The organism is Marinomonas foliarum (assembly GCF_003337275.1).
Classification (GTDB): domain Bacteria; phylum Pseudomonadota; class Gammaproteobacteria; order Pseudomonadales; family Marinomonadaceae; genus Marinomonas; species Marinomonas foliarum.
Map to the genome: position 1 here is coordinate 108,607 of NZ_QPJQ01000007.1, position 25,355 is coordinate 133,961.

Here is a 25,355-nt window from a genome sequence, read left to right on the forward strand (position 1 = left end):
AGGCAACTAAAGGCCGTTGCTATGAGCAAACACTTGCCCATCAAACAGTTTTCTCGCGGTGCGTAGAATGGCCGCAGAGCCAACATCACCATTTTCTTCTTGATCCAAGATCACTGTCATCGCGCCAATCGGATGCTCAACATCCAGCGTCATACGCGCACTCAGCTCAAACTTAGCCACTTCATTAGCCGGCGAGCCTTTCAGAACGGCAGCTGTCGCCACACTAACCGCACCCAATACACCAATCGATGCATGGCAACGATGAGGAATAAATGTACGCGTAGAAATAGCACCACCATTCGTCGCGGCACTCACCATGGTCATTTTGGGCACAGACTTCTCTTTCACATCGCCTAAATTCATCATAGGCCCGACTTGCAAACGGATGGATTCTAGCTTGGCGCGTAAAACATCATTGGCTTCAAGCTCTTCACGAGACTCAGTACCCGTAATCCCCATGTCCACAGCACGGATGATCACCACAGGCATACCGTTATCGATGCAAGTTACTTCAATGCCATCAATCACATCGACTACGTTACCTGTTGGCAATAAAGCACCGCAACTGGAACCCGCCGTATCTTGGAAAACAATGGGAACTGGCGCTGAAAAGCCCGGTACGCCGTCAATGCGAGCATCACCTTCGTACTGCACTTCACCGTCTTTTACCAACACACGAGCAACCGCGATTTGACCTGTGTTTTCCATGAAAATACGTACGGAGGTTTCGCCTTCTTCCGCAGCAACCAAACCCCGCTCAATCGCAAACGGTGCAATCCCCGCTAAAATATTGCCGCAGTTTTGCGCATCGGTCACGATCGCCTGATCAACAAATACCTGTAAAAACAAGTAATCTACATCAGCGTCGTCACGTGCAGATTTTTTCACTACGGCCACTTTGGATGCCAATGGATCAGCGCCACCGATGCCGTCGATCTGACGTTCATCTGGCGAGCCCATCACCCGCAACAAAAACTGCGCACGCGCATCAACATCAGCAGGTAAATCTTCCGCTAAGAAATACGCCCCTTTTGATGTGCCGCCACGCATCCACATACAAGGCGCACTTTTTAAAACGCCTGTCTGTTTAGACATATTTTAGGCCTTTCTCTTTTAGGCGAGGGCGCATTTCATAAATATCTAGACCCAATTCGCCATTAGCCATACGCACACGCTTTGCTTCTTCGTTTGCCATACGTTTACGAGATAATTCCAATACTTCAGCTGCATTCTCACGGCGCACCACAACCACACCGTCATCGTCGGCTACAATCACATCACCTGGGTTAACCAAGGCATCAGCGCAAACCATAGGTACGTTCACTGAACCAACGGTTTCTTTAATCGTACCTTCAGCAAACACGGCTTTTGACCAAACAGGGAAGTTCATTTCACGAAGGTCGCGAGTATCACGAACACCGCCTTCGATAATCAAACCCACTACACCACGAGATTGCGCAGAGGTTGCTAACAAATCCCCAAAGAAGCCGTGATTCGATGGCGACGTTGGCGCAAAAACCATCACATCCCCTGCTTTACATTGCTCAATGGCAACATGCATCATCCAGTTATCGCCCGCCGCTCCAGAAATGGTGACCGCAGAACCAGCAATGGTTTTGTCCATTTGGATTGGGCGCATGTAATGTGCCAATAAACCAACACGACCTTGAGATTCATGAATGGTCGCTACGCCACACTCAGCTAAACCGTCGATTACAGCTTGGTCAGCTCGTTCAATATTTTGTACTACTACATTGTTTCGCATGATGCTTTCCTATCCCTTTAATCGTTAGCCTTACGCTTTTAATCTAGAAAAAACGCTACGAGCATTGCCTTCAAAGATAGCTTGTTTCTGCTCCGCGGATAACACTGTGTTGTTATCTATGTAACGTTTGGTGTCATCAAAATAGTGACCCGTTTCTGGATCAACACCGCGTACCGCACCAATCATTTCAGAAGCAAACAAAATGTTCTTAGTAGGAATAATATCAAGAAGTAGATCAATACCACGCTGATGATAAACACAGGTATCAAAGTAGATGTTATTCAACACACGTTCAGCAAGATCAAAACCTTGATCTTGTGCCATGCCACGGAAACGTCCCCAGTGATAAGGCACAGCGCCGCCGCCATGAGGAATGATGATTTTTAGCTCTGGAAAATCTTTAAAAACGTCGGACATCATCAATTGCTGAAAACCAGTAGTATCTGCCCCCAAGTAATGCGACCCAGTAGTGTGGAAACAATCGTTACATGCCGCGCTTACATGAATCATCGCAGGGATGTCGTATTCGCACATTTTTTCATAGATAGGATAAAAAGAACGGTCTGCTAAAGACTTATCTTGCCAATAACCGCCACTTGGATCTGGGTTCAAGTTGATACCGATAAAGCCCATTTCTTCAACAGTACGAACGATCTCAGCAACTGACTTGCCTGGGTCAACACCTGGTGATTGTGGTAATTGTGCAACAGGAGCAAAGTTCTCAGGAAAAAGATCACAAACGCGGCGAATCAAATCGTTTTGATGCTCTGTCCAGTATTGGCTAGTGTATTCATTACCAATATGGTGCCCCATCCAACTAGCACGGGGAGAGAAAATAGTCAGATCAGTGCCACGCTCTTGCTGTAGACGAAGCTGATTATTAATAATACTGTCGCGAATTTCATCATCCGAAACAATGACTTTACCTTTTTCACCAACAAACGCAGGGTCTTTAGCAACTTGTGCTTTTTGATTATCGCGATATTCACCCACACCTGGTGGCGTAGTCGTATAATGCCCATGGCAATCTATAATCATGTTACTGCTCTCTATTCTTATTTAAGGTAACAATACGGTGATATAGAAGGCCTAACTTTACGTTATACGCCTTTCGCCTTCTGGATTAACACCGCCATCTCATTAAAATCTTCACTGAGTATTCGTTATCTAAAGACATTTTGGCTATTTCAATTTAACCGAAAGGGTATTAAATTTTGATATAGATGTTTTTTCGTCCAATTCTTTTTTGGCTTATTTACGTTATTCAATATGATAAACAGCATAGACCAAACACCTTCTCAATCAACATGAAGTGCAAAAAAGCATTGATATATATGATCTTTTTCAAAAAAAACTTGCATCTTAGTATTTTCATATTCCTTTTTTGATATACATGAAACATTAAAAATTCATTTCTAAAAATGCAAAAATTGCTACATTTTGATGTAACTCTCCACTTGAATGAGGTCGAGAGCAAAGCTTTAAAGCATCACAAGGAAACAAGTTTAAACCTATGTTTGACTTGCCTTTTGTGGATCCATTAAAAAATATAGGGTATTTTTCAAATGATCCTATATTATTTGCAAAACCAGAACGCTAAGAGCGAATAGTGAATCACCTACCTATATCTTTAGACTATAGAGTAGAAATACAAAAATAAGACTATCGGGACACCCCGAACTTGGAGACGTAAAAATGAACCTAACAAAAAAACTTACGCTTGGTTTACTTGCTGCCGGCGCAGTAAGCAGTGTTAGTGCTGCAGATCTAACTCTGACAATTGGCCATGTTGACCCCCAAGAGTGGACAACGTCTAAAAAAGGCGCTGCAACTGAGGTTTTTAAAAACCTTGTTGAAGCAGAATCCGCTGGTCGTATCGAAGTAAATATATATCCTTCTAGTCAGCTAGGTGGTGAAACAGACCTAGTGCAATCAGCACAGGAAGGTACACTAAGCATGGCGATGGTATCTGGCGCCTTTGCTAAAGTTTGTAAAGAAGCATCTGTTTTGGAAATTCCATACCTTTTTCCATCTGCACCTGTTGCTTGGGAAGTGCTTGATGGTGAATTCGGTAAAGCATTGTCTGAGCATTGCTTAAAAGAAAGTGGATTGCGTACCCTTGCCTACGGTGAAACAGGTTTTCGTAATTTCACCAACTCTAAGCGCCCAGTGGCTGAACCAAAAGACATGAGCGGCCTTAAAATTCGCGTTCAAACATTGCCTCTGTACGTTGAAATGGTAAAAGCAATGGGCGCCGAGCCAACCCCAATTGCATGGCCTGAAGTACCATCTGCATTAACAACAGGCGTTGTGGACGGACAAGAAAACCCTGTTAGCGTTATCGAAGCGAACAAGTTTTATGAGTTCCAAAAATACCTAACACTAGATGGCCACGTTTACGGCACAGATTTCTTGTTGATGAATGAAGATGTTTACCAGTCATTAAGTGATGAAGACCGTGCCATTATTGACCGTGCAGCAAAAGTAGCAGGTACTCTTGGCCGCGCAATTCAGCAGTTTAATTCTGCAAAAGGTCTAAAATCATTAGCAGAAAATGGCATGCAAATTACGACACCAACGCCAGAACAAATGGCTAAATTCCGTGATGCAGCGCAACCAGCTGTCATTAATTGGTTAAAAGGTGAAGTGGAGCCAGAATGGATTGAACGTGCTCAAATGTCTGTAAAAGTCGTTAGTAATTCACAATAAGCTATAATTCTGTAAACCGATAACCGAAAGCCTTTGGCGGGCTTTCGGTTGTTTTTCCTTTGCCTCTACCCGGAAAGCTCACCATGAAGCGCCTCTATAAAAATACTCTCGCACTTTTAACTGGCACCTCTCTATTCGTTATTTTTGGCGTTGTGCTCGTTAGCAGCTTGAGCCGTTACTTGCTCAACTCCCCCATTCAATGGAGTGAAGAAGTCGCAAAATACGCCATGATATACGGCACCATGTTCGGCATGGCATTGTGTTACCTAGAAGGTCTTCACATACGTTTTACTTTTTTAGAAGACATGGTGTCAGAAAAAATACGTCATTATCTTCACTTTGTTTCTGACGCTATCGCCCTTATCAGTGGCAGTGTTATTACGTATTCCGGTTACCTTTTCATGATAAAGCGAGGTGCAATTCAAGCACCAGGAACGGGGATTCAAATGTACTATTTCCAAGTGGCCATGGTCATAGGTGGTGTTTGCCTTACTATCGCTGCGCTCATAAGACTTGCTGAATATTTTCAGTCTACGTCATTAGAGAAGGGACAATAATCATGTTAGGTTTTGGAATTCTTATTGTTCTTTTGCTCATTGGCAGCCCAATTGCATTCGCAATTTTGTTAGGGGTTGTGGGGCACGTATATACTCTGCCTTTTAATGTGAGCCTTGTAGCACAACGCATTTTTAGTGGGCTCGACTCCTTTTCTATCCTAGCTATTCCTTTGTTCGTATTAGCTGGCGAACTGATGAACGAAAGTGGTATCACCAGCCGCATTATTAATTTTGCCAATGCGCTAGTCGGCCACATGCGAGCGGGCTTAGCTCATGTGAATATTTGGGCGTCGGTCATTTTTGCAGGTCTGTCTGGCTCAGCCGTGGCAGACACTTCAGCACTAGGTCGTGTCTTTATTCCGACAATGGAAAAAGAAGGCTACCCTCGCTCCTTTGCAGCGGCTCTGACCGCAGCCTCTTCTGTTATCGGCCCGATGATTCCACCTAGCATTCCTGTGATAATTTATGCACTAATCACAACAGGCGTGTCCGTTCCTGCACTCTTCTTAGCAGGCGTTGCTCCTGGATTATTTTTGGCTGTAGGCTTATCCATTTATGTCTATTTTTTTGCAGGCCATTACGCACCACTAAAAGCAAAGCTATCGATGAAAGAGCGTTTAAAAGCATTCGTTGATGCTTGGATTCCTCTTTTCATGCCGGTATTCATCGTTGGCTCAATACTTACTGGTATTGTTACACCAACTGAAGCCGCTGCATTCGCTGCTGCTTATGCTTTGTTAGCTGGTATTTTTATCCTTAAAAGTTTGAAGATTTCTAGCTTACCGGGCATTTTCATTCGGGCTATGCGTGACTCTTCTGTGATTCTGATTGTGATTGCAGTAGTCGCAGCAGCGAACTGGTTATTAACCTTCTCAAGAGTACCTCAAACGGTCAGCCAAATGGTGCTGGAACAAGTGTCTAGCCCTTGGGTGTTCTTGATCCTAGTGAACGTCATTTTGTTAGTTGTTGGTCTCTTCCTTGAAGGGATAGCAGCAATGCTAATATTGCTACCGATTCTGCATCCTATTGCAATGAGCCTTGGTATTGATCCTGTTCATTTCGGTATAGTGGTTATTTTCAATCTAATGATTGGCCTTGTCACACCACCCATGGGTATATGTTTGTTTGTTTCGAACTCGATAGCGAATGTCGGTATGGCTGCAATATCTAAGCAAATCATGCCATTATTCTTAGTCGAATTGGCTGTGTTAATACTGATCACTTTTGTACCAAGCACGGTTACATTTTTGCCGACACTATTCGGCTATTGACGATTGGTAAATATCCACACACAAAAAAACGACGCATATAGCGTCGTTTTTTTGTGTGGATAAAAGCAATTCATTTACAGCTGAGACAAAACATATTCCGCTGAGCTTACTTTGTACTCACCCGGCTCATCTAACCATAAATGTTGAATAATACCGTTAGTCACTAACATTGCATAACGGCGACTACGAATGCCCATTTTCGCTGCAGAGATATCCAACTCCAATCCCATTGAGCAGGTAAATTCAGCCAAGCCATCTGCTGCCATCACAAGGTTTTCAGCGTTATTGGCTTTATCCCATGCATTCATAACAAAAACATCATTAACAGAAAGACAGATTATTTCATCAACACCTTTTTCTTTTATGTCATCATAATGCACAACATAGCCTGGTAAGTGGCTCGCACTGCACGTTGGGGTAAACGCACCAGGAACGGCAAACATCAACACAGTTTTTCCCGAAAAAAATTCGGTGACATCAATCGTCTCAGGCCCTTCTTCCCCCATCACCTGAAACGCACCATGTGGCAACATATCACCAACAAGAATTGACATAAACCGTATCTCCTGAGAATTAAGTTGCTCTCATATTAACGCAACACGTCTTAGAAAAACCATCAAACAATCTTAAATTGACTCAGTAACTGTTTTTGATGAGAAGCCAGCTTTGATAGACCCTCACTGTCTTTCTCACTTTGATCAGCTCCTAAAGCCGCTTCTTCAGACATTTCTGAGATTTCTATCACATTCTGTTTTATTTCTTGTGCCACGGCCGATTGCTCTTCAGCCGCTGTCGCGATTTGCGTACTCAAATCACGAATCTCAGCCATACTACTTTGCAGTTCCACCAGTGATTGACCAACTACACGCGCTTCTTCAGCACTTGAACTGGCACTTTGTCTGCTTGTTTCCATACTGCCAACAGTTTTGGTAACACCCTGCTGTAATTGGGCAATCACATTCTGAATCTCTTCCGTTGAACTGTGAGTTCTTGTGGCTAATGTTCGTACTTCATCCGCCACCACAGCAAAACCACGCCCCTGCTCGCCTGCACGAGCAGCCTCAATCGCTGCATTGAGCGCCAATAAGTTCGTTTGCTCTGCAATTTCTTGGATAACATCTAAGATACGGTCTATGCTCTTAGAGTGCTCATCAAGCTCATTTACTACCGTCGTCGACTCTTCTATCTGTTCGAGCAGTCCCTCAATTTTCTGGATATTGGCATCCATTTTAGCTCGGCTTTGATTCGTTCCTTGGTCAACGGATTGGATCTGATGCAAAATAACTTCAGAGCTTTTTGCTACCTGATCAACCGTAGAAACCATTTCCGACATAGACGAAGCGACCTCTGTGGTTCTTTCATTTTGCGCCACCATTAGGCGCTTCGAATCGCCAGCTAAACGAACATTAGAGCCTGCCGAACTAGCAACTTCATTAGAGGCTTGATCAATCTCCGCCATCACACTCTGCAATTTAGCCACCAAGCCATTTACCCATCGGGATAATTCGCCAAACTCGTCTTTCGTTTTTACACTACTACGCTGAGTAAAATCGCCATCGGCAATCTTTCCTAATACCGACATCACCTCTTTTAGTGGCTGGCGAATACTGCGACTAACCCACAGCGCCACCGACACGGCAATAATAATCGAAATAACTAAAACCACTTCAATAATGAGCATTGATAGCGAGCCTGCCTCACTGGCTTCTTGTTTCGCATTCTCCCCCATGACAGAGGCTTCCGAGAGCAGTTTCTGTACCGAAGCACTGACAATCATCATGCTGTCAGATAATTCCTTGGCCAATACTTCTGACTCTTGTAGCAAGCGGATATTTTCATATTGTTTTGCAATCACGCCATCGTCAGAAACAACGCTAAACTCAATTTCATTAATCAACTCATTGATGTTGTCGTCATTCAAATAAGCCTGCTTATCCTTTAAGCTCGTGATAACGGACGCCATACTGTCTCGTAGATCCTGCATACTCTCCAAGCTACGTACATCAAAATAATCGTTAACCGACACTTGAAGGCTGCCTATCTGGCTTTGCATATACGAAGCTGCAAACTGAATTTCAGATGTATCTCCGTCTGTCACCAGTATCCCTAAATCTTCACCAGTGAACATAATGGCGTCTTTTAGGTCTAGCTTTTCATCTGGCACCGAAGCTTGAAGCTCAAGCATGGTTTTATGATTTGAAAAAGCCACATCGGTAATGCTAAAAAAACGCTCAACCTCTTGATTGATGCTCTCTAAAGCCTCGCTCATAATCGGCTGCTCTTGCAGCTGCTCAGATAGCTGATTAGAAACATCAGCGAACGCTTGCTTATGAGCTGAAAAGCGCTCTGAAAGTTCTTCTAATGCATCAGGGGATTTGCTTAATAGATATTGCAATACCGCAGCATTCGCCAAACTCAGCTCCTCTTTCAAAGCTGTACTCGTAGATGAAATGCTAGCAACCTCTCCAGTCACTACATTCAATCTGTCTTCAATTTTGCTGATACCCACAAATCCAGATGCAGCAATCATCAACAAAAGCAGCAATAAAACCCCAAAGCCAAACAAAATTCTTTGGATGACGGACAACGACATAATCGACCTCTACATTCATATCTGCTTTACATTAATTTGTGCACCCATGTTAAACAATTGCACACATTTCAAAAATTTGACCAAGGATACAGGAATATCATAACACTTTGCTTACAATCAATAAGAACAACAAGCACCTGATTACGCCAAAATAGGCTTCAGCGCGCTACTTACCAGTAAGTACATAGATTTCCTTCGACCTCCCAATCTGATAAATTACTCTATCTTCCCTCTGATACTGACTCATACCTATGGATTGCCCGTTATACGAAAAAATTGCCAACCAGATTGAGCTGCAAATCCAAGAAGGTATTTTTCTGCCCGGAGCAAAGATCCCTTCTGTAAGAAAATCCAGTAAACAGATGGAAGTCAGTGTCGCTACAGTATTACAAGCCTACAGTTTGTTAGAAGATAGAGGCGCTATAAAAGCACGCCCTCAAAAAGGTTACTTTGTTCAAGAGAACCGATTACAGCCAAAAGAACCTGCAAAAATCGCACCGACTCAGAACGATGCAACCATACACACACTATTGCGCCGCTTACTCCATGCCTCACAAGATGACGACATTATTCAATTTGGCGCCGCCATCCCTAAAAGCCAATTTTTACCGATCCGACAATTACAACGCTCTGTCGGTCGTTTAATGCGCTTAGAACCAGAAATATGTGCGGCTTATGAGTTCACTCCCGGCTCTCTTAGTTTACGCCGGCAAATCGCGATAAGAATGCTAGACAGTGGCTGCCAATTGCAGCCCGATGACATCACCATCACCCTTGGCTGTCAAAATGCCTTAATGCTGTCGCTACAGGCCGTTGCTAAAGCGGGCGACACTATCGCTATCGAAAGCCCAGCCTATCACGGCGTGTTACAAGCTATTGAGGTACTAAATTTAAAAGCGGTGGAAATTCCCTGCTCCGCAGATACAGGCATAGATTTGGATGTACTGGAAAATGCAGCCAAAGAATGGGGTGTCAAAGCCTGTATTGTCACCCCCAACAACCAAAACCCGATTGGCGCAACACTTAGCCATCAGGCTAGACAGCGCCTAATCCAGCAATCTATACAGTTTGGCTTTACACTTATTGAAGACGACGTGTATGGAGAGTTGAGCTACAAAGACAAGCGCGAACGTGCCTTGAAAGCAGACGACACGAATAACACTGTTATTTATTGCAGCTCCTTTTCAAAAAGTATCGCGCCAGGCTTTCGAATTGGCTGGATCGTTGGCGGCCAATTCCAAGCTAAGATAGAGCATTATGCCTATGTACAATCTCTTGCAATCCCAACATTGACTCAAACCGCCATTGCGAATTTTCTCGAAAATGGCGCGTACGATCGCCATTTACGTAAAACAAGACAAACCTACCAAGACAACCTTATTCGCTGCCAAGCGATTATTCATGAGCACTTTCCTACAGGGACAACAACCTCACAACCTAAAGGCGGGTTCCTACTATGGATCACCCTACCAAGCTCAGTGAATGCCATGACACTTCACATTCAGGCCTTAGAAAAAAAAATTGGCTTATTGCCCGGTCTAGCATTCAGTTTAACGGCTCAATTTGACCATCATTTCAGGCTAAATTACGCACTAACTTGGGACAACAAAACAGACGCTGCACTAAAAGAACTGGGCAAACTTTGCCAACAACAGTTAAGCTAAATTAAGAGAACAATAAAAACAGAGCAACCCCATGTGCTAGGGGCAATACAGAGCAATCACCTATATAAGTAAAAGTTATGATTATGCTTCTACACATCTTAAAATTCGTCTGTACAGGCAGAGCAAAAAGCGTACAATTCCCATTCTTTTTTAAACACTCTGCCACATTGGCCGATAACATAAATATCTGAAATAGTAGCTGGCTTGTTGCGATGGAATTTGTTGCACATCCGAGAGACCTTCCGTTAGACATTACGCTAATAGAAGATCAACCCTTTCCTCCCATTAGTGATGAAAGAGTTGGGTTTGTCGGTATCACATATGTTGCCCTTCGTCCTTTTGATAATGGACGTTCAGTAAGAATTACATTGGAAGAAATTGACCCAAATTTTTGTGTCTCTGGCCGTGTAGCTTGGTGCAACAAACAAGATGACGGTTACCACATCGCCATCGAATTCCCGACCAAAGAAGAATGTTACTGTGTTCGCATGATAGAACAGCTTTCTCAGATAGAACATTATCGACGCCAAGCTAAAGTCCAAGGCCGACGACTGAATTACAATGAAGCCGCCGCTGAATGGATACAAAAATTCGCCGCAAGTTTCCCTGCGTTTATTATTTAATTCTTCTACCTAGAAGACTCAACTCAATAAGACATTATGATAACTCTTTCTCAAGGTGATATTGATATCATCACGGCTCAACTTGGTCGAACACCAAGCGGCATCAGCGCAATTGCTCACTACTCACCTAATGGCATTCCACAAGTATTAGAAATGGAAACTTGGGTATTTGATCAACCTTTTCCGACTCTCTACTGGCTCTCTAGTAAAGCCATAGACAAAGCATTAGCCAAAATAGAAAGCCAAGGTGTGGTAAAAGAGCTAGAACAGCGTATCAAAGAAGACGAGACGCTAAGAGAAGCACACCACGCCTCCCACCGTGACTACATTGCGAGGCGCTGGGATGTAATGAGCGATGAACACAAAGCTATTATTGAAGAAAAAGGCTTCAAGCCGTTGTTTGATAAACTTGGCATTGGTGGTATCGCTAATTGGGACCAAGTGCGTTGCCTACATATGCAATACGCCCATCACTTGGCAGGCGACAATGTAATTGGTCGTATCTTAGATGCAGAGTACGGCATGAAGGCCATTGCTGACGCCGAGTAGCCTTTTCTAAAAATTTTGCGATAAAAAAGGGGAATAGACATTAAAGTCTATCCCCCTTTTTAAGGGTTTCAGCTCGAGAGAAAGTGCTATTTTAAGCTTTTCAATAACGCCCTTAACTCTTCAGGAGTAGTCGCTTTGGGTAACACTTCTCGAATGCGATTAAACGCAGCCTGAGCAACCGCTGCACGCTGGGCATAAGTTGTTAACGCTCCACCAGTCCAACCTGCTAACTTCACCATTTCATTTTTGAAATTGTTACCGTTAACACCATGCCCACCTAGCTTCATCAAAGCATCTTCAATTTCTAAATAGCTTGGGCGTTCACCACCAAATTTCATAAAATCATCTTGCTGCACTTCGGCAAACTGCTTTGACATTATCTCAACCCTTCATAAAAAGACGTCCTTGCCTATTAAAGTAGCCATAATCACCTAATCGTACAAGTCAAAGCGTGTATCAAATCGTAAAAACTAATCTCGAGTTCTTACACGGTCTACTGCTTTTTGCCAACCTTGATACAACTTATCGCCAGTTCCTTTCTCCATTGTTGGCTCAAAGCGTTTGTCTGCAACCCACAAATCTCCAACCTCATCCAAAGATTTATAAAGCCCAACATGCAAACCAGCTAAAAATGCAGCTCCCAATGCGGTGGTTTCCGTCACACAAGGACGTTCGACTGTTATCTCTAACAAATCACTCAAAAACTGAACCATCACGTCGTTGATAACCATACCGCCATCAACACGTAAAGAACTAAAAGTAGCACCGTCCTGCGCCATCGCGCCAACAAGATCTCGGGTTTGATAACACACCGAACGCAAGCCTGCGCTCACAATGTCTGAGACGCTCGTATCGCGTGTTAAACCTATCATGGCCCCACGAGCATCAGGATCCCAATAAGGCGCCCCCAAACCAGTGAATGCCGGCACCAAATACACAGAGTCATCATTCAAAGCCTGTTTAGCCAAACTCTGGGTTTCTTTGGCATCCGAAAACAACTTCAAACCATCTCTCAACCACTGAATAGCAGCGCCCGCCACAAAAATACTGCCTTCTAAGGCATAGGTCACTTTACCATTTAAACGATAACCCACCGTTGTCAGCAACTTATGCTCAGAACGAATGGCGTTATCACCCGTATTCAGTATCATGAAACAGCCGGTGCCATAAGTACTTTTCACCATGCCTGGCGTAAAACATGCCTGACCAACCAAAGCGGCTTGCTGATCACCAGCAATACCATTTACGGGTATTTCAGCACCTAACCACGAAGCATCGATCACACCAAAATCTGCACTGCAATCCATCACTTCAGGAAACAACACATCACCAATACCAAGCAACCCAATCAACTCATCATCCCATTCTTGAGTATGAATATTGAACGCCATGGTTCGAGCCGCATTTGTGGCATCGGTTTTATGTGATTTGCCATTCGTTAACCGCCACAATAAAAAGCTATCAACGGTTCCAAACGCGAGCTTACCCGCCTGAGCTTTTGCACGGGCCCCTTCAACGTTGTCTAATATCCAACGAATTTTTGTTGCAGAAAAATAAGGATCAATTAATAGACCGGTTTTTTCTTGTACTTTTTCGCTCAAACCTTGATCACTCAATGATTGGCAAAAAGCACTAGTACGGCGGTCTTGCCAAACAATCGCATTGTAAACAGGCTTACCTGTTTCGGTGTCCCATAAAATGGTCGTTTCACGCTGATTGGTAATACCTATCGTTGCTATCGCTTGCGCATCTACCCCTGTATCCTTGAGAACAGACTGGCACACAGCTAAAGTAGATGACCAAATATTTTCAGGGTCATGTTCAACCCAACCGTCGTCAGGGAAAATTTGTGGGAACTCTTGTTGGGATTGACCAACCCGAGTACCTTTCTCATCAAATAAAATAGCCCTAGAACTTGTAGTACCTTGGTCGATAGCAAGAATATAATGAGTCATGATGAATGCTCTTAGAAGTCACAGTCGCTTGATAGTAAGCAACTTACATTGTTATTTTGTTTTTTGAACATAAATATTCAAATACGAATATCTCTATTAAAAACCAATGAGCACTCGTTTAGCAAGCCTCGTTTAACAAGTAATGTCTTTTACCAGGAGAAGAAAACAACATGGGCCAGTTATCTCGCCAAGACAAAATTGTCGCCATAGTAAAAGAAAAGGGTTATGTAACCATTGACGAATTGGCCAGCCAATTTGCCGTCACACCACAAACGATTCGACGTGATATTAATGAGCTAGCAAAAGCAGACAAAATACGTCGTCATCATGGTGGCGCAAGCTACGACTCCAGCACAACAAACGTTGCTTATGCCACTCGACAAATTTTACAACTCCCGGCAAAAGAGCAAATTGCCAAACGCATCGCAGCCGAAATTCCAAATCACGCTTCTTTGTTTATCAACATCGGTACCACAACCGAAACCGTTGCGCGGGCGCTTCTAAACCACCAAGGTCTACAAGTAATCACCAACAACCTTAACGTAGCAGCGATTTTAAGTGGAAAAGAAGACTTTACTGTTATCATCGCTGGCGGCACAGTACGCTCAAGGGATGGAGGTGTTATGGGGGAAGCAACCATCGACTTCATAAACCAATTTCGAGTCGATTTTGGCATCATAGGAATCAGTGGCATTGATCCTAACGACGGCTCATTATTGGATTATGATTACCAAGAAGTTCGAGTTGCACAGAGCATCATATCTAATTCGCGCACAGTCTTTCTTGCAGCTGACAGCGGAAAGTTTGGTAGAAATGCCGTTGTGAGGTTAGGCAATATTACCCAAGTCGATAGACTCTTTACTGATGAGCAACCACCAAAAGCCATTTTAAAGCTAATCAAAGAACATAAAATTCGCCTAGAAATGTGCTCGCCCAAATAACCCTTGGGCAGCACAAAACCACCCTCTCCAGCACTTAACTCTCCCCTTTAACTGCAAATTAAGAAAGAATATTCACCAAAACTTCACAAAGCGTTATTGTCATAAGACGCTTAGAGGTTTAATATCGAAAACAAATGTTCACTTTCGAACATATAAATTCGAATATAACCGTGAGGCTTTGCATGAATCACTCCCATTTCGACCTATTTGTTGTTGGCGGCGGCATTAACGGCACAGGAATCGCTGCAGATGCAGCAGGCCGCGGCTTAGATGTTGGCCTTTGTGAAATGGGAGACCTAGCCCATGCAACATCATCTTCAAGCAGTAAACTAATTCATGGCGGCTTACGCTATCTAGAGCATTACGAGTTTCGCCTTGTCAAAGAAGCCCTGACAGAGCGCGAAGTATTGCTCAAAGTAGCCCCTCATCTTGTTACGCCTATGCGCTTTCAAATGCCCCACAGACCGCATTTACGTCCGGCGTGGTTAATTCGCATTGGCTTATTCCTTTATGACAATTTAGGCAAACGAGAAACACTTTTAGGATCGAAAGGCGTTAAATACGCTTCAGACAGCCCACTTAAAGACGATATAAAACAGGGTTTTGAATACTCTGACTGCTGGGTTGATGACGCTCGCCTAGTGGTAACCAACGCACTAAGTGCCCAACAAAATGGTGCCTCTATCTTTGCTCGCACTCGCTGTACCTCAGCAAAGCGTGTCGATAACAAGTGGCATATCACCTTAGAAAATCAAACTACTAAGGAAACTCAAGAAATAACCGCCAAAGCCTTGGTTAACGCAGCAGGCCCATGGGTATCTTCTTTTATCGAAACCAAACTCGAAGAAAAAGCGCCATACGGAATACGTATGATTAAAGGCAGCCATATTGTCGTACCAAAGATGTACCAACACTCAAACGCCTTCATTATGCAAAACACCGACAAACGTATTGTTTTCGCTATTCCTTATCGTGAAAACTACACCTTATTAGGCACTACGGATGTTGAATACAAAGGCAATCCAAATGATGTATCGATTTCCGAAGAGGAAACACAATACATACTAAAAGTGGCTAACGATCATTTCAAAAAGACGTTAACTCCTACTGATGTTGTATGGAGCTATTCAGGTGTTCGTCCTTTATTGGAAGATGAGTCTTCAGATCCTTCAGCGGTAACCCGCGATTACACGCTTCATCTTGATGATCAAAACCATCAAGCGCCATTACTTAGCATTTTTGGCGGCAAAATCACTACATACCGAAAACTCGCTTTATCAGCGATGAAAAAACTGGCGCCTTATTTTGACAACCTAGGTGATGAGTGGACACACACAAAACCTTTGCCTGGCGGAAACTTAGATATGTCTCTTGATGCTTTCGCGATGAAACTGCAACAAGACTATCCTTTTATCGGAGCGCATCTTGCTCGTCGTTTTGCCAATAGCTATGGTTCACTGACACACACACTATTGAATAAAGCGAACTCAGAAAACGATCTAGGCCAAGACTTTGGCAACCAGCTTTATCAAGTAGAAGTAGATTATTTGATCCATCACGAGTGGGCACATTCGGCTGAAGACATATTATGGCGCCGTACTAAGCTAGGTCTTGAATTTACAACAGATCAAGAAATCGCACTTGAGAACTATATCAAAACTAAAATCTAATTCAGATTAAGAGTTCAAATTACTACTCATTAGCCCAACTAAACGATTGTCTAGATGGGCTTTTTTTGTTCTACTAAATAGCATCGCTTATCTCTTCTACTGGAAAAAATGTACAATGGACTTTGCCTTTTTCGATATCTCCATTTGGATCTACCTTGCCCTCTTTGGTGCAGCGTTTTTTGCCGGTGCTATTGACGCTATCGCGGGCGGAGGTGGACTCATTACTGTTCCTGTTCTATTAGCCGCTGGACTGTCACCAGCAGAGGCACTAGCAACAAATAAACTGCAAGGTTGCGCAGGCACGGTTTCGGCGTCTTATCACTTTATTAAAAAGGGACAAGTTACACTGTCTGATATGTGGTTCCCCATTCTAATGACAGCCACCGGTGCTATTTGCGGTACATTATTAGTCTCGTATTTAGACAGTAGCTTACTACTCAAAGCCGTTCCGATTATATTAATCGCAGTAGCCATTTTCTTTTTCTTTTTACCTAAAGTTCAACCTTATATTGCCAGCAAATTCTCACTCACTCATATACAATTTGCGGTTATTATCGGTACCAGCATTGGTTTTTACGATGGTTTGATTGGCCCAGGAACTGGCGCCTTCTTCTCTACCGCCTATTTGTGCTTGATGGGGCTGACCGTGGTTTCAGCAACCGCACACACCAAAGTACTGAATGCAACAAGCAACCTGGCCTCTTTGGCGATGTTCGCCTTTAGCGGCCACCTGATTTGGGCTTTAGGCATTGTGATGGGAATAGGGCAATGGTTTGGAGCACAACTGGGCTCACGCCTTGTAATCACCAAAGGTGCGAAACTCATTCGCCCAATGGTGATTATTATGTGCTTGGCTATTTCAATCAAATTATTATTAGATAACTAATTCATAAACCAAAGCTAACCAAGCTCACTCAACATCGTCAAAGCATCATCGGGAGAATATTCATAACATTCTGTCACCAACCAGCGCAACAACTGCTGAACGGGCTCCCGCTGACGCTGCATTTCTGGACAAACAAATAAATAGGCGTGACCTTCATCTAGCGTCTCGGTAAACGGCCGCATTAGTCGCCCTTGTTGAATATCATCCATAACCAAGGGCGTTCTTCCCAAAGCGACGCCCTGACCTGCCACAGCGGCTTGCACAGCAAGATCACCACGGTTGAAGCTGATACCACGGGACGGCTTCACGCCCTTCGCATTTGCCAATAAAAGCCATTTTTCCCATTCAGCATACGGACTAGAAAAACGCCATTCGGAATCATCATTTAATAAAGACATTTGCGCTAACTGATTGGCCTCACTTAATGAACGAGCATGGGCGAAAGCTGGACTACAAACAGGAAAAACTTTGTCTTTCATTAATGGCACAATATAGCCTTTTGAGTTGTGAACATGGCTATGCACAATAGCAACATCAATACGATCTCGCTGAAAGTTCACCTCTCTATCGTTAGCCTGAATACGCAGCTGCAAATCTGGATACGCTTCTTGCAGACTTCCCAGTCGAGGAATCAGCCACTTTGTTGCAAAAGAAGGCATTACAGACACTGTCAGAATATTGGATGTTTCCTCTTCCTGAAGCTCTAAAATTAGATCATTAATCTCAGTAAAACTAAGATTAAGCTGCACTGCCAATCGCGCACCTGCCACCGTCAGCTCAAGCCGGCGATGGTAACGAACAAATAAAGTTAAACCTAAACGCTCTTCTAATTGTCGAATTTGTTGGCTAACCGCCCCTTGCGTTAAATGCATTTCTTGAGCGGCTTTGGTAAAACTCAAATGACGTGCTGCAATGGCAAACGTACCCAAGCCAGCCAAAGGGACAGACTTCATAAAAAAACCACCATAAGACAACCTCAGCTACTGCAAAACAACAAATGACCGAACCGACCTTCCATCGCAACATAAACCACTCAAAAAACACCCTATAAAAGGCTAGGAAAGAGCGCTATATGATAGTAATTTCAGGAAAACCACCCAGAATTTAATAAAGTGCCCAAAGAAGATCACTTTCATAGAAACGGATACAAGTATTTTGCATTAATTTTACTAATCCAACAAATCAATTTATATCGTTTGTAAGAACAATCAATAAAGCTAGAATATGTATATCTCTTAGGTTGAACAGCGGCCTAATATGTATCGATACAGCCCTAACTGTATCCCTCTAAATCATGTCCCCACAGTCATGGTTTAGATGAATACCATCATCTCCCACAGGATGACGTTATTCATAACTGCTAGTTACTTTTTTAAAGCCGGACATTTGTCCGGTTTTTTTTTGCCCAAAAATCACATAATGAACAAATAAAAAAACGGCGACCCAAAGGCCGCCGTTCAACAACACATATAAATGTGTTAGATCATCTCTTCACTCGCTTAAGCCGCTTCATCCTTAAGCAACTCAGTACTAATAAAATTTGCTTGTGCCAGCTTCTCCATCAAGCGAACAACTTGACAACTGTAGCCATACTCATTGTCGTACCAAACGTATAAGATCGCTTGATTACCACGAACCTTGGTCGATAGAGAATCAACAACGCCCGCTTGTTGAGAGCCAATGAAATCAGAGCTCACAGCATCAGCCTCATCGCTGTAGCCAATCTGCCCTGTCAATTCAGCGCTAACAGATGCAGCTTTTAACAACTGGTTGATTTCATCAACAGAGGTGGCTGATTTCAAGTTCAAACTCAATACAGCGATAGATACGTTAATCACAGGAACACGAATCGCACTGCCACTTAATTTACCTTCTAAAGAAGGAATCGCTTTAGATACAGCTTTTGCTGCACCAGTTTCTGTCATCACCATGTTCATGCCTGCAGCACGACCACGACGATCACCTTTGTGGATATTATCAATTAGGTTTTGGTCATTCGTGTAAGCGTGAACGGTTTCAACATGACCCGATACGATGCCAAATTTATCTTCAAGTACAGACAAGATCGGGGTAATCGCGTTCGTGGTACAAGACGCTGCAGAAACAATACGATCTTGATCGGTTACATCATTATCGTTAACACCAAAGACAATGTTTTTCATTTCTTTGCCAGGCGCAGTTAGAACAACACGCTCAATACCAGGGCGATTCAAGTGAACACTCAAACCGTCGTGATCTCGCCAGCGCCCTGTGTTATCAACCAATAAGGCATTGTTGATACCGTGAGCTTGGTAATCAACTTCAGCAGGGTCTGATGCGTAAATGACTTTTACGGGTGAGCCATTAATAATCAAGGATTGATTTGCTTCATCAACTTTCACCAAACCTTCATAAGTACCATGGACAGAGTCGTACTTAAGCAAGCTAGCACGCTTCGCAAGATCGTTGTCGCACGCTTTACGTACAACAATGGCAGCAAGTGACATACCAGGTGTCGTGTGACCAAGCGTACACATACGACGAGCAAGCAATCGACCAATACGACCAAAACCGTACAATACAACAGGAGTTTCAGACCCATCGCTCGATTGATTCGCCAACACAGTTGCCACATCCGCCTCAGCAACCAAAGACTCTAGCTCAACCACAGTATTAGAAACATCGCTTACCAATACTTGCTCTAACACTTGATAGACTTGAACAAGATCTAATTCAGGATGTTGATCAAATGCAGCCATAAGACCAGTAACAGAATCCGCCATTAAGGTGTTGCCTGCTAGTTGAACTTTTACCGCTTTCTCACGACCAAGTTTACCTAAAAGAGGAATCATGGATTCTGCTTGCGAAAGTGCTTGTAACCAAGTGCTTGTCATTTTCTGCCCCCGAAAAAAGACTTTGTTATATCAATATGGGCGCAGTCTAACGGCAGAGAAGGACAAAAACAAATTGTAAGAAGACTACAAAAAACCTTTAAAATCGGGACTTTAGGGCATTTTTTTATAGAAATAACGAAATAACGAGAAGGGTCTAGGAACTTTACTACATAATTCCAATTTTTAAAGGGATATCACCAAGAACAAGAGTGTTATGTGGTAATTTGGCAACAAAAACTGACAGGAACTTTCATGATTTTTTTTACAAATGACGCTTTCTTTCAGCCAAAATCCCCAAAACACAAAAACAGAAGAAGATAAAAGCTGGTCGATAAACAAAATCGATACGCGTAATTCCCCAATAAACAAGAGGCTGACTCCACAACGTCAATAAGCCATAACCAAATGTACACATAAGAATAAACGCTGACACCCTAGCGATAAACACCCAAGAAGATACCCATCGCTTTAAAATGCCGTTTACCTTGTCGCCATATACGACCAAACAGGTTGCGACCAGCGCCAAAGAAATATCTTGTAAATGAGGCTGGATGAAATGCGCTAAACGAAGGTTGAGATCTAAAATAAACATATACAACTAACTACACCAAAAGCACGGCAGAATAAATTCCATTATTTTTTATTAGACAAAGCCTCTACATCGATTTTGCCAGATCGAGAAATGACCTTAGGCTGCTCATCAACATACAAAACAGATACATCATAGGTCGTGTTACGAAAATCTATTGTTGTACCATCTCTGAAGCTCCATTTTGAACGCCCCAAACCACCATTCAAAAAGCCTTCACTGGGGGGGCCATACTTACGCCCCAATAATTCGCCTAAATTTTTACGTTTCTCATTACTTTCTACCACGCCCGATAAAAGAACTTGGCGAACATATTTAGAGCTATTGAAATGAATCGTCGCATTGGTTACGCCCAAAATACCTTCAGACCCCAAGCTATAACTCACAACACCTGGCTTATAGGAAGGGTAACTTTGCAACCCCATACTCTCCAACCGAGACTCTAACTGAGATAGCGCCAACCCCTTAACAGGCAAGCCAAACAGCTCTGCCGCATCAGATAAAGCAATACTTTCGTTTGTTTCAGCCATAACAGAAGCAGGCCTACTCACCAAAAGAACCAGAGCAAACACGAGCAACACTGGAGCAACTTTTCTAGACATCAATCATCTCAATTTAAGGTCTTAATTCAGTTTATCAGTCAAAAACAGTCAAAGCTGATATATAATATCACACTATAAGCACCTTCAATTCAAGAAGCGCTCGCACTTTATTTTCAGAGGTAACCAATGGCACTTGTAATCGGCATTACCGGCGTTTCCGGAAGTGGGAAAAGTCGACTATGTTCTCTATTAGCAGAAGACCAAGGTGATAAAATCACCGTATTATGCCAAGACAGCTTTTATAATGGATGCGGCAGTATCGACCCTGACGTATACAATTTCGACGACCTTAGCTCGCTCGACCTAGAAAGCATCACCCTTGCTATTCACAATTGCAAAAATCGTCAACAACCTAACGAAATCCCAGTTTACGATCATTCTCAACACAAACGTGTTGGTTATCGTAATCTTGACCCAACCCATATTGTTCTTGTAGAAGGCCATATGATGTTTCAAGACGCAGGAATTCGAGACGCCGTTGATTACTTGCTTTACGTTGACACTGACATGGACATCGCTATCGTACGCCGACTAAAACGCGATATCGCTGAACGCGGACGCGATGTTAATGAAGTGACCAGCCGATATATGAGACATGTTCGCCAAGCATCTCTCAAGACCATCGACATTCGCAGCAAAGCGGACTTTATTATTCCAAATAATAAAAGCTTCACCAATGCCGCTAGCTTGCTACGTAACTACATCGACTATCTATTAAAAGAAAAAGGCGCCAAATAGGCGCCTTTTTTACAATACATCAGCTGTAAAACAGTTATTTTTTGATGTCATCAAAAAAACGTTTTACGCCATCAAACCAACTTTTTTGCTTAGGTGAATGATCTGTGCCTTCACCCATGCTATCAGCCAATTCAGTAAACAGTTCTTTTTGACGAGCTGTAAGGTTAACCGGCGTTTCAACAACCGCCTTACAAATCAAATCACCCACTGGTCCACCACGAACAGGCTTTACCCCCTTATTACGTAGACGGAACAATTTACCTGACTGACACTCTGCTGTGACTTTTAGTCGCACACGGCCATCCAGCGTAGGAACATCAATTTCGCCACCTAATGCTGCAGTCGTGAAGCTAATAGGTACTTCACAATACAGATTCGCACCATCGCGTTCAAAAATGTTATGTGGTTTAACAGAAACCTGTACAAACAAGTCACCAGCAGGGCCACCATGTGTCCCAGCTTCACCTTCACCTGACAAACGAATACGGTCACCTGTATCAACGCCCGCAGGAATCTTAACATTCAGTGTTTTATATTCTTGAACTCGGCCTTGACCATGACAGTCATTACAAGGATCACTGATTACCTGACCTGCACCATGACATTCTGGACACGCTTGCTGTACAGAGAAAAAGCCCTGTGACATACGAACTTGACCAGCACCACCACAGGTACCACATGTTTTCGGAGTGGAACCCTTTTTCGCACCTGAGCCATCACACGTGTTACAGCCAACCAGCGTTGGGATGCGAATTTTTTCCTCACAACCCCAAACAGCTTGCTCAAGATCTAGCTCTAGTGTGTAGCGCAGATCCGAACCACGACGAGTACGGCTTTGACCGCCACCACCACCGCCAAAAATATCACCAAACACATCACCAAAAATGTCGCTAAAACCACCAGCACCGGCACCACCGCCGTAGCCTCCGCCAGCCTGACCATTTACACCTTCATGACCAAATCGATCATATGCGGCGCGCTTGTCATCAGAAGATAAAATTTCGTAGGCTTCTGCTAACTCTTTAAACTTATCAAGCGCTTCTGGGTTATCTGGGTTTTTGTCTGGATGGTACTTATTCGCTAAAGAACGATAAGCTTTTTTAATGTCTTTCTTATCCGCACTCTTGGCAACACCAAGAACGTCGTAATAGTCTCTTTTGCTCATCGCAGGCATTCCTGAATTTTGAAAAGTCTGAATTTAAAAGTATTCTTTATCTAAGATGTTCTGAGTCGAAAATCGCCAGAATAGATCGACATTACTTAGCGCTCATTAATCGAAGATAGTGTAAACAGCAAAGCACGGTTCAAAACCGTGCTTGCTATTTACCGCCCCATCAATAGAGGCAAAATAAGTGTTTAACGCTTATTTTTTATCGTCTTTTACTTCTTCGAACTCTGCATCAACAGCATCATCCTGAGACTTAGCCTGCTCACCTTCGCCTGCTGGTTGTTCAGCTGCTTCAGCGTCTGCATACATCTTCTGAGCCAAAGAGCCAGACGCTTGAGTCAACGCATTGGTTTTCTCTTCGATTTTCTCTTTGTCATTAGATGTTAGCGCTTCTTCAAGCTCAGTAATGGCTGTTTCAATCGCTTCTTTTTCTTCTGCTGTTGCTTTATCGCCAGCGTCAGTCAAAGTTTTACGAGTTGCGTGAATCATGCCGTCCGCTGTGTTACGAACTTGTACAAGCTCTTCGAACTTACGGTCTTCATCTGCGTTAGCTTCAGCATCTTGAACCATTTTTTCTACTTCTTCATCACTTAGGCCTGAAGAAGACTTGATAACAATAGACTGTTCTTTGCCTGTCGCTTTGTCTTTCGCAGAAATACTCAAAATACCGTTAGCATCGATATCGAAGCTTACTTCGATTTGTGGCACACCACGTGGAGCAGGTGGAATGTCCGCCAAGTCGAAACGGCCTAGAGATTTGTTCTGAGACGCTTGCTTACGCTCACCTTGTAATGCGTGGATAGTTACCGCATTTTGGTTATCTTCTGCTGTAGAGAACGTCTGAGATTTCTTAGTAGGAATCGTCGTGTTTTTCTCGATCAACGCCGTCATGACACCGCCCATTGTCTCGATACCTAGAGACAGTGGTGTAACGTCTAGAAGAAGAACATCTTTCACATCACCAGAAAGTACCGCGCCTTGGATAGATGCACCAATAGCAACCGCTTCATCTGGGTTCACATCTTTACGTGGCTCTTTACCGAAGAATTCAGTTACTTTCGCTTGAACAAGAGGCATACGAGTCTGACCACCAACCAAGATAACCTCGTCGATATCAGAAGCTGAAAGATCAGCATCTTTCAATGCTTGACGGCAAGGTTCAAGAGATTTCAACACTAGCTCTTCAACCAATGACTCCAACTTAGAACGAGTCAATTTCACGTTCAAGTGCTTAGGACCAGTCGCGTCAGCAGTGATGTAAGGCAAGTTAACTTCTGTCTGAGAAGAAGATGACAACTCAACTTTCGCTTTCTCACCCGCTTCTTTCAAACGTTGTAGCGCTAGTGGATCGTTGTGTAGATCGATACCAGATGTTTTCTTGAATTCTGCTGCTAGGTATTCGATTACGCGCATGTCGAAATCTTCACCACCTAGGAAAGTATCACCATTGGTAGACAATACTTCGAATTGCTTCTCACCATCTACGTCAGCGATTTCGATGATAGAAATATCGAACGTACCACCACCAAGGTCATAAACCGCGATAGTAGAATCGCCAGAGCTCTTATCTAGGCCGTAAGCCAATGCCGCTGCTGTTGGCTCGTTAATAATACGCTTAACATCAAGACCTGCTATTTTACCCGCATCTTTTGTTGCTTGACGCTGAGAGTCGTTAAAGTAAGCAGGAACAGTGATTACTGCCTCAGTTACTTTCTCACCTAGGTAGTCTTCCGCTGTTTTCTTCATTTTCTTAAGAACTTCAGCAGAGATTTGTGGTGGCGCTTTCTTGTCGCCTTTCACTTCTACCCAAGCATCGCCATTGTCTGCGCTAATGATTTTGTAAGGCACCATAGAGATGTCTTTTTGAACCACGTCGTCTTTAAATTTACGACCGATCAAACGCTTAACAGCAAATAGAGTATTTGTTGGGTTTGTTACCGCTTGACGCTTAGCAGATTGACCAACTAGTACTTCGCCGTCTTCAGAGAAGGCAACGATAGAAGGCGTGGTGCGATCGCCTTCCGCGTTTTCAATAACGCGCGCTTTTTCGCCATCTAACACAGCAACACAAGAGTTCGTTGTACCTAAGTCAATACCAATGATTCTACCCATGGTTTGTATCTCCAATAAATTCGTTTATTACAATGATAATTCTGTATTTGGGTACGCTTAAAAGTATTTCAAGCGTCCAGTGTCAAAAAA

The 25,355-nt window shown here is 43.3% G+C and carries 23 protein-coding genes; 10 read left to right on the top strand and 13 right to left on the bottom strand.

Features of this window, described 5'->3' with window-relative positions:
* Positions 1 to 6 precede the first annotated feature (6 nt).
* Genes DFP77_RS05630 through DFP77_RS05640 form a run of 3 tightly spaced genes read right to left on the bottom strand, consistent with a single transcriptional unit; the run spans position 7 to position 2,803 of the window.
* The gene (locus DFP77_RS05630) at positions 7 to 1,095 is read right to left on the bottom strand and encodes a 4-oxalomesaconate tautomerase (RefSeq protein WP_114411302.1); all 1,089 of its coding nucleotides are present in this window, start codon (positions 1,093 to 1,095) and stop codon (positions 7 to 9) included.
* Entirely contained in the window at positions 1,088 to 1,765 is a 678-nt protein-coding gene (locus tag DFP77_RS05635; protein ID WP_114411303.1) for a 4-carboxy-4-hydroxy-2-oxoadipate aldolase/oxaloacetate decarboxylase, read from the bottom strand. The genes DFP77_RS05630 and DFP77_RS05635 overlap by 8 nt, the downstream gene beginning before the upstream one ends.
* Before the next feature lie 30 nt (positions 1,766 to 1,795).
* Positions 1,796 to 2,803 carry an amidohydrolase family protein gene (locus DFP77_RS05640; protein WP_114411304.1) on the bottom strand — a complete coding sequence of 336 codons (1,008 nt, stop codon included), beginning with the start codon at positions 2,801 to 2,803 and terminating at the stop codon, positions 1,796 to 1,798.
* Between the two features lie 657 nt (positions 2,804 to 3,460).
* Between DFP77_RS05640 and DFP77_RS05645 the strand changes: the two genes are divergently transcribed.
* The 3 genes from DFP77_RS05645 (at position 3,461) to DFP77_RS05655 (ending at position 6,302) form a co-directional block, all read left to right on the top strand.
* Positions 3,461 to 4,474 carry a DctP family TRAP transporter solute-binding subunit gene (locus DFP77_RS05645; RefSeq protein WP_114411305.1) on the top strand — a complete coding sequence of 338 codons (1,014 nt, stop codon included), beginning with the start codon at positions 3,461 to 3,463 and terminating at the stop codon, positions 4,472 to 4,474.
* A gap of 83 nt (positions 4,475 to 4,557) precedes the next feature.
* Complete coding sequence (locus DFP77_RS05650; protein ID WP_114411306.1) at positions 4,558 to 5,031, top strand: TRAP transporter small permease; 474 nt, start codon at positions 4,558 to 4,560, stop codon at positions 5,029 to 5,031.
* 2 nt (positions 5,032 to 5,033) lie between these two features.
* Positions 5,034 to 6,302, top strand: coding sequence for a TRAP transporter large permease (locus DFP77_RS05655; protein ID WP_114411307.1), 1,269 nt, complete (start codon positions 5,034 to 5,036; stop codon positions 6,300 to 6,302).
* 74 nt (positions 6,303 to 6,376) lie between these two features.
* Here DFP77_RS05655 and DFP77_RS05660 read toward each other — a convergent pair whose 3' ends face one another.
* A complete protein-coding gene (locus DFP77_RS05660; RefSeq protein ID WP_114411308.1) occupies positions 6,377 to 6,856 on the bottom strand; it encodes a peroxiredoxin in 480 nt (159 codons plus the stop codon).
* A 62-nt stretch (positions 6,857 to 6,918) separates the two neighbouring features.
* A complete protein-coding gene (locus DFP77_RS05665; RefSeq protein ID WP_114411309.1) occupies positions 6,919 to 8,895 on the bottom strand; it encodes a methyl-accepting chemotaxis protein in 1,977 nt (658 codons plus the stop codon).
* Between the two features lie 251 nt (positions 8,896 to 9,146).
* Here DFP77_RS05665 and DFP77_RS05670 point away from each other — a divergent pair, with 251 nt between their 5' ends.
* The 3 genes from DFP77_RS05670 (at position 9,147) to DFP77_RS05680 (ending at position 11,731) form a co-directional block, all read left to right on the top strand.
* The gene (locus DFP77_RS05670; RefSeq protein ID WP_114411310.1) at positions 9,147 to 10,559 is read left to right on the top strand and encodes an aminotransferase-like domain-containing protein; all 1,413 of its coding nucleotides are present in this window, start codon (positions 9,147 to 9,149) and stop codon (positions 10,557 to 10,559) included.
* 212 nt (positions 10,560 to 10,771) lie between these two features.
* Positions 10,772 to 11,182, top strand: coding sequence for an energy transducer TonB (locus tag DFP77_RS05675; protein WP_114411311.1), 411 nt, complete (start codon positions 10,772 to 10,774; stop codon positions 11,180 to 11,182).
* 36 nt (positions 11,183 to 11,218) lie between these two features.
* Positions 11,219 to 11,731, top strand: coding sequence for a DUF501 domain-containing protein (locus tag DFP77_RS05680; protein ID WP_114411312.1), 513 nt, complete (start codon positions 11,219 to 11,221; stop codon positions 11,729 to 11,731).
* An 86-nt stretch (positions 11,732 to 11,817) separates the two neighbouring features.
* Here DFP77_RS05680 and DFP77_RS05685 read toward each other — a convergent pair whose 3' ends face one another.
* Positions 11,818 to 12,108, bottom strand: coding sequence for a hypothetical protein (locus DFP77_RS05685; RefSeq protein ID WP_114411313.1), 291 nt, complete (start codon positions 12,106 to 12,108; stop codon positions 11,818 to 11,820).
* Positions 12,109 to 12,201: 93 nt separating this feature from the next.
* Positions 12,202 to 13,686: a glycerol kinase GlpK gene (gene glpK / locus DFP77_RS05690; protein WP_114411314.1), complete on the bottom strand. Its 1,485-nt coding sequence runs from the start codon at positions 13,684 to 13,686 to the stop codon at positions 12,202 to 12,204.
* A 170-nt stretch (positions 13,687 to 13,856) separates the two neighbouring features.
* On the opposite strand from glpK, the gene DFP77_RS05695 reads away from it, so the two are divergent.
* The 3 genes from DFP77_RS05695 (at position 13,857) to DFP77_RS05705 (ending at position 17,183) form a co-directional block, all read left to right on the top strand.
* The gene (locus DFP77_RS05695; RefSeq protein WP_114411315.1) at positions 13,857 to 14,627 is read left to right on the top strand and encodes a DeoR/GlpR family transcriptional regulator; all 771 of its coding nucleotides are present in this window, start codon (positions 13,857 to 13,859) and stop codon (positions 14,625 to 14,627) included.
* A gap of 182 nt (positions 14,628 to 14,809) precedes the next feature.
* Positions 14,810 to 16,297 carry a glycerol-3-phosphate dehydrogenase gene (gene glpD, locus DFP77_RS05700; RefSeq protein ID WP_114411316.1) on the top strand — a complete coding sequence of 496 codons (1,488 nt, stop codon included), beginning with the start codon at positions 14,810 to 14,812 and terminating at the stop codon, positions 16,295 to 16,297.
* A gap of 115 nt (positions 16,298 to 16,412) precedes the next feature.
* Positions 16,413 to 17,183, top strand: coding sequence for a TSUP family transporter (locus tag DFP77_RS05705; RefSeq protein WP_114411317.1), 771 nt, complete (start codon positions 16,413 to 16,415; stop codon positions 17,181 to 17,183).
* Between the two features lie 14 nt (positions 17,184 to 17,197).
* Here the strand turns inward: DFP77_RS05705 and gcvA are convergent, their stop codons facing one another.
* The 4 genes from gcvA to DFP77_RS05725 form a co-directional block, all read right to left on the bottom strand.
* Complete coding sequence (gene gcvA, locus DFP77_RS05710) at positions 17,198 to 18,136, bottom strand: transcriptional regulator GcvA (RefSeq protein WP_114411318.1); 939 nt, start codon at positions 18,134 to 18,136, stop codon at positions 17,198 to 17,200.
* A 546-nt stretch (positions 18,137 to 18,682) separates the two neighbouring features.
* Complete coding sequence (locus DFP77_RS05715; protein ID WP_114411319.1) at positions 18,683 to 20,056, bottom strand: glyceraldehyde-3-phosphate dehydrogenase; 1,374 nt, start codon at positions 20,054 to 20,056, stop codon at positions 18,683 to 18,685.
* Positions 20,057 to 20,318: 262 nt separating this feature from the next.
* Positions 20,319 to 20,648 (bottom strand): DUF3392 family protein, encoded by a 330-nt coding sequence (locus DFP77_RS05720; RefSeq protein WP_114411320.1) that lies wholly within the window; start codon positions 20,646 to 20,648, stop codon positions 20,319 to 20,321.
* Between the two features lie 41 nt (positions 20,649 to 20,689).
* Positions 20,690 to 21,247, bottom strand: coding sequence for a uridine kinase (locus tag DFP77_RS05725; RefSeq protein WP_114411321.1), 558 nt, complete (start codon positions 21,245 to 21,247; stop codon positions 20,690 to 20,692).
* A gap of 126 nt (positions 21,248 to 21,373) precedes the next feature.
* Between DFP77_RS05725 and DFP77_RS05730 the strand changes: the two genes are divergently transcribed.
* The gene (locus DFP77_RS05730) at positions 21,374 to 21,985 is read left to right on the top strand and encodes a uridine kinase family protein (protein WP_114411322.1); all 612 of its coding nucleotides are present in this window, start codon (positions 21,374 to 21,376) and stop codon (positions 21,983 to 21,985) included.
* A gap of 34 nt (positions 21,986 to 22,019) precedes the next feature.
* Here the strand turns inward: DFP77_RS05730 and dnaJ are convergent, their stop codons facing one another.
* Together dnaJ and dnaK are read right to left on the bottom strand one after the other, a co-directional pair.
* On the bottom strand, positions 22,020 to 23,150 hold the full coding sequence (gene dnaJ / locus DFP77_RS05735; protein ID WP_114411323.1) for a molecular chaperone DnaJ: 1,131 nt from the start codon (positions 23,148 to 23,150) through the stop codon (positions 22,020 to 22,022).
* Positions 23,151 to 23,348: 198 nt separating this feature from the next.
* On the bottom strand, positions 23,349 to 25,265 hold the full coding sequence (gene dnaK, locus DFP77_RS05740) for a molecular chaperone DnaK (RefSeq protein ID WP_114411324.1): 1,917 nt from the start codon (positions 25,263 to 25,265) through the stop codon (positions 23,349 to 23,351).
* Between the last annotated feature and the right edge of the window lie 90 nt (positions 25,266 to 25,355).

What these genes read in the sequence shown, in the direction of transcription:
- DFP77_RS05630 (WP_114411302.1), bottom strand. Translation starts at nt 1,095, where the DNA reads ATGTCTAAACAGACAGGCGTTTTAAAAAGTGCGCCTTGTATGTGGATG.
- DFP77_RS05635 (WP_114411303.1), bottom strand. Translation starts at nt 1,765, where the DNA reads ATGCGAAACAATGTAGTAGTACAAAATATTGAACGAGCTGACCAAGCT.
- DFP77_RS05640 (WP_114411304.1), bottom strand. Translation starts at nt 2,803, where the DNA reads ATGATTATAGATTGCCATGGGCATTATACGACTACGCCACCAGGTGTG.
- DFP77_RS05645 (WP_114411305.1), top strand. Translation starts at nt 3,461, where the DNA reads ATGAACCTAACAAAAAAACTTACGCTTGGTTTACTTGCTGCCGGCGCA.
- DFP77_RS05650 (WP_114411306.1), top strand. Translation starts at nt 4,558, where the DNA reads ATGAAGCGCCTCTATAAAAATACTCTCGCACTTTTAACTGGCACCTCT.
- DFP77_RS05655 (WP_114411307.1), top strand. Translation starts at nt 5,034, where the DNA reads ATGTTAGGTTTTGGAATTCTTATTGTTCTTTTGCTCATTGGCAGCCCA.
- DFP77_RS05660 (WP_114411308.1), bottom strand. Translation starts at nt 6,856, where the DNA reads ATGTCAATTCTTGTTGGTGATATGTTGCCACATGGTGCGTTTCAGGTG.
- DFP77_RS05665 (WP_114411309.1), bottom strand. Translation starts at nt 8,895, where the DNA reads ATGTCGTTGTCCGTCATCCAAAGAATTTTGTTTGGCTTTGGGGTTTTA.
- DFP77_RS05670 (WP_114411310.1), top strand. Translation starts at nt 9,147, where the DNA reads ATGGATTGCCCGTTATACGAAAAAATTGCCAACCAGATTGAGCTGCAA.
- DFP77_RS05675 (WP_114411311.1), top strand. Translation starts at nt 10,772, where the DNA reads ATGGAATTTGTTGCACATCCGAGAGACCTTCCGTTAGACATTACGCTA.
- DFP77_RS05680 (WP_114411312.1), top strand. Translation starts at nt 11,219, where the DNA reads ATGATAACTCTTTCTCAAGGTGATATTGATATCATCACGGCTCAACTT.
- DFP77_RS05685 (WP_114411313.1), bottom strand. Translation starts at nt 12,108, where the DNA reads ATGTCAAAGCAGTTTGCCGAAGTGCAGCAAGATGATTTTATGAAATTT.
- glpK (WP_114411314.1), bottom strand. Translation starts at nt 13,686, where the DNA reads ATGACTCATTATATTCTTGCTATCGACCAAGGTACTACAAGTTCTAGG.
- DFP77_RS05695 (WP_114411315.1), top strand. Translation starts at nt 13,857, where the DNA reads ATGGGCCAGTTATCTCGCCAAGACAAAATTGTCGCCATAGTAAAAGAA.
- glpD (WP_114411316.1), top strand. Translation starts at nt 14,810, where the DNA reads ATGAATCACTCCCATTTCGACCTATTTGTTGTTGGCGGCGGCATTAAC.
- DFP77_RS05705 (WP_114411317.1), top strand. Translation starts at nt 16,413, where the DNA reads ATGGACTTTGCCTTTTTCGATATCTCCATTTGGATCTACCTTGCCCTC.
- gcvA (WP_114411318.1), bottom strand. Translation starts at nt 18,136, where the DNA reads ATGAAGTCTGTCCCTTTGGCTGGCTTGGGTACGTTTGCCATTGCAGCA.
- DFP77_RS05715 (WP_114411319.1), bottom strand. Translation starts at nt 20,056, where the DNA reads ATGACAAGCACTTGGTTACAAGCACTTTCGCAAGCAGAATCCATGATT.
- DFP77_RS05720 (WP_114411320.1), bottom strand. Translation starts at nt 20,648, where the DNA reads ATGTTTATTTTAGATCTCAACCTTCGTTTAGCGCATTTCATCCAGCCT.
- DFP77_RS05725 (WP_114411321.1), bottom strand. Translation starts at nt 21,247, where the DNA reads ATGTCTAGAAAAGTTGCTCCAGTGTTGCTCGTGTTTGCTCTGGTTCTT.
- DFP77_RS05730 (WP_114411322.1), top strand. Translation starts at nt 21,374, where the DNA reads ATGGCACTTGTAATCGGCATTACCGGCGTTTCCGGAAGTGGGAAAAGT.
- dnaJ (WP_114411323.1), bottom strand. Translation starts at nt 23,150, where the DNA reads ATGAGCAAAAGAGACTATTACGACGTTCTTGGTGTTGCCAAGAGTGCG.
- dnaK (WP_114411324.1), bottom strand. Translation starts at nt 25,265, where the DNA reads ATGGGTAGAATCATTGGTATTGACTTAGGTACAACGAACTCTTGTGTT.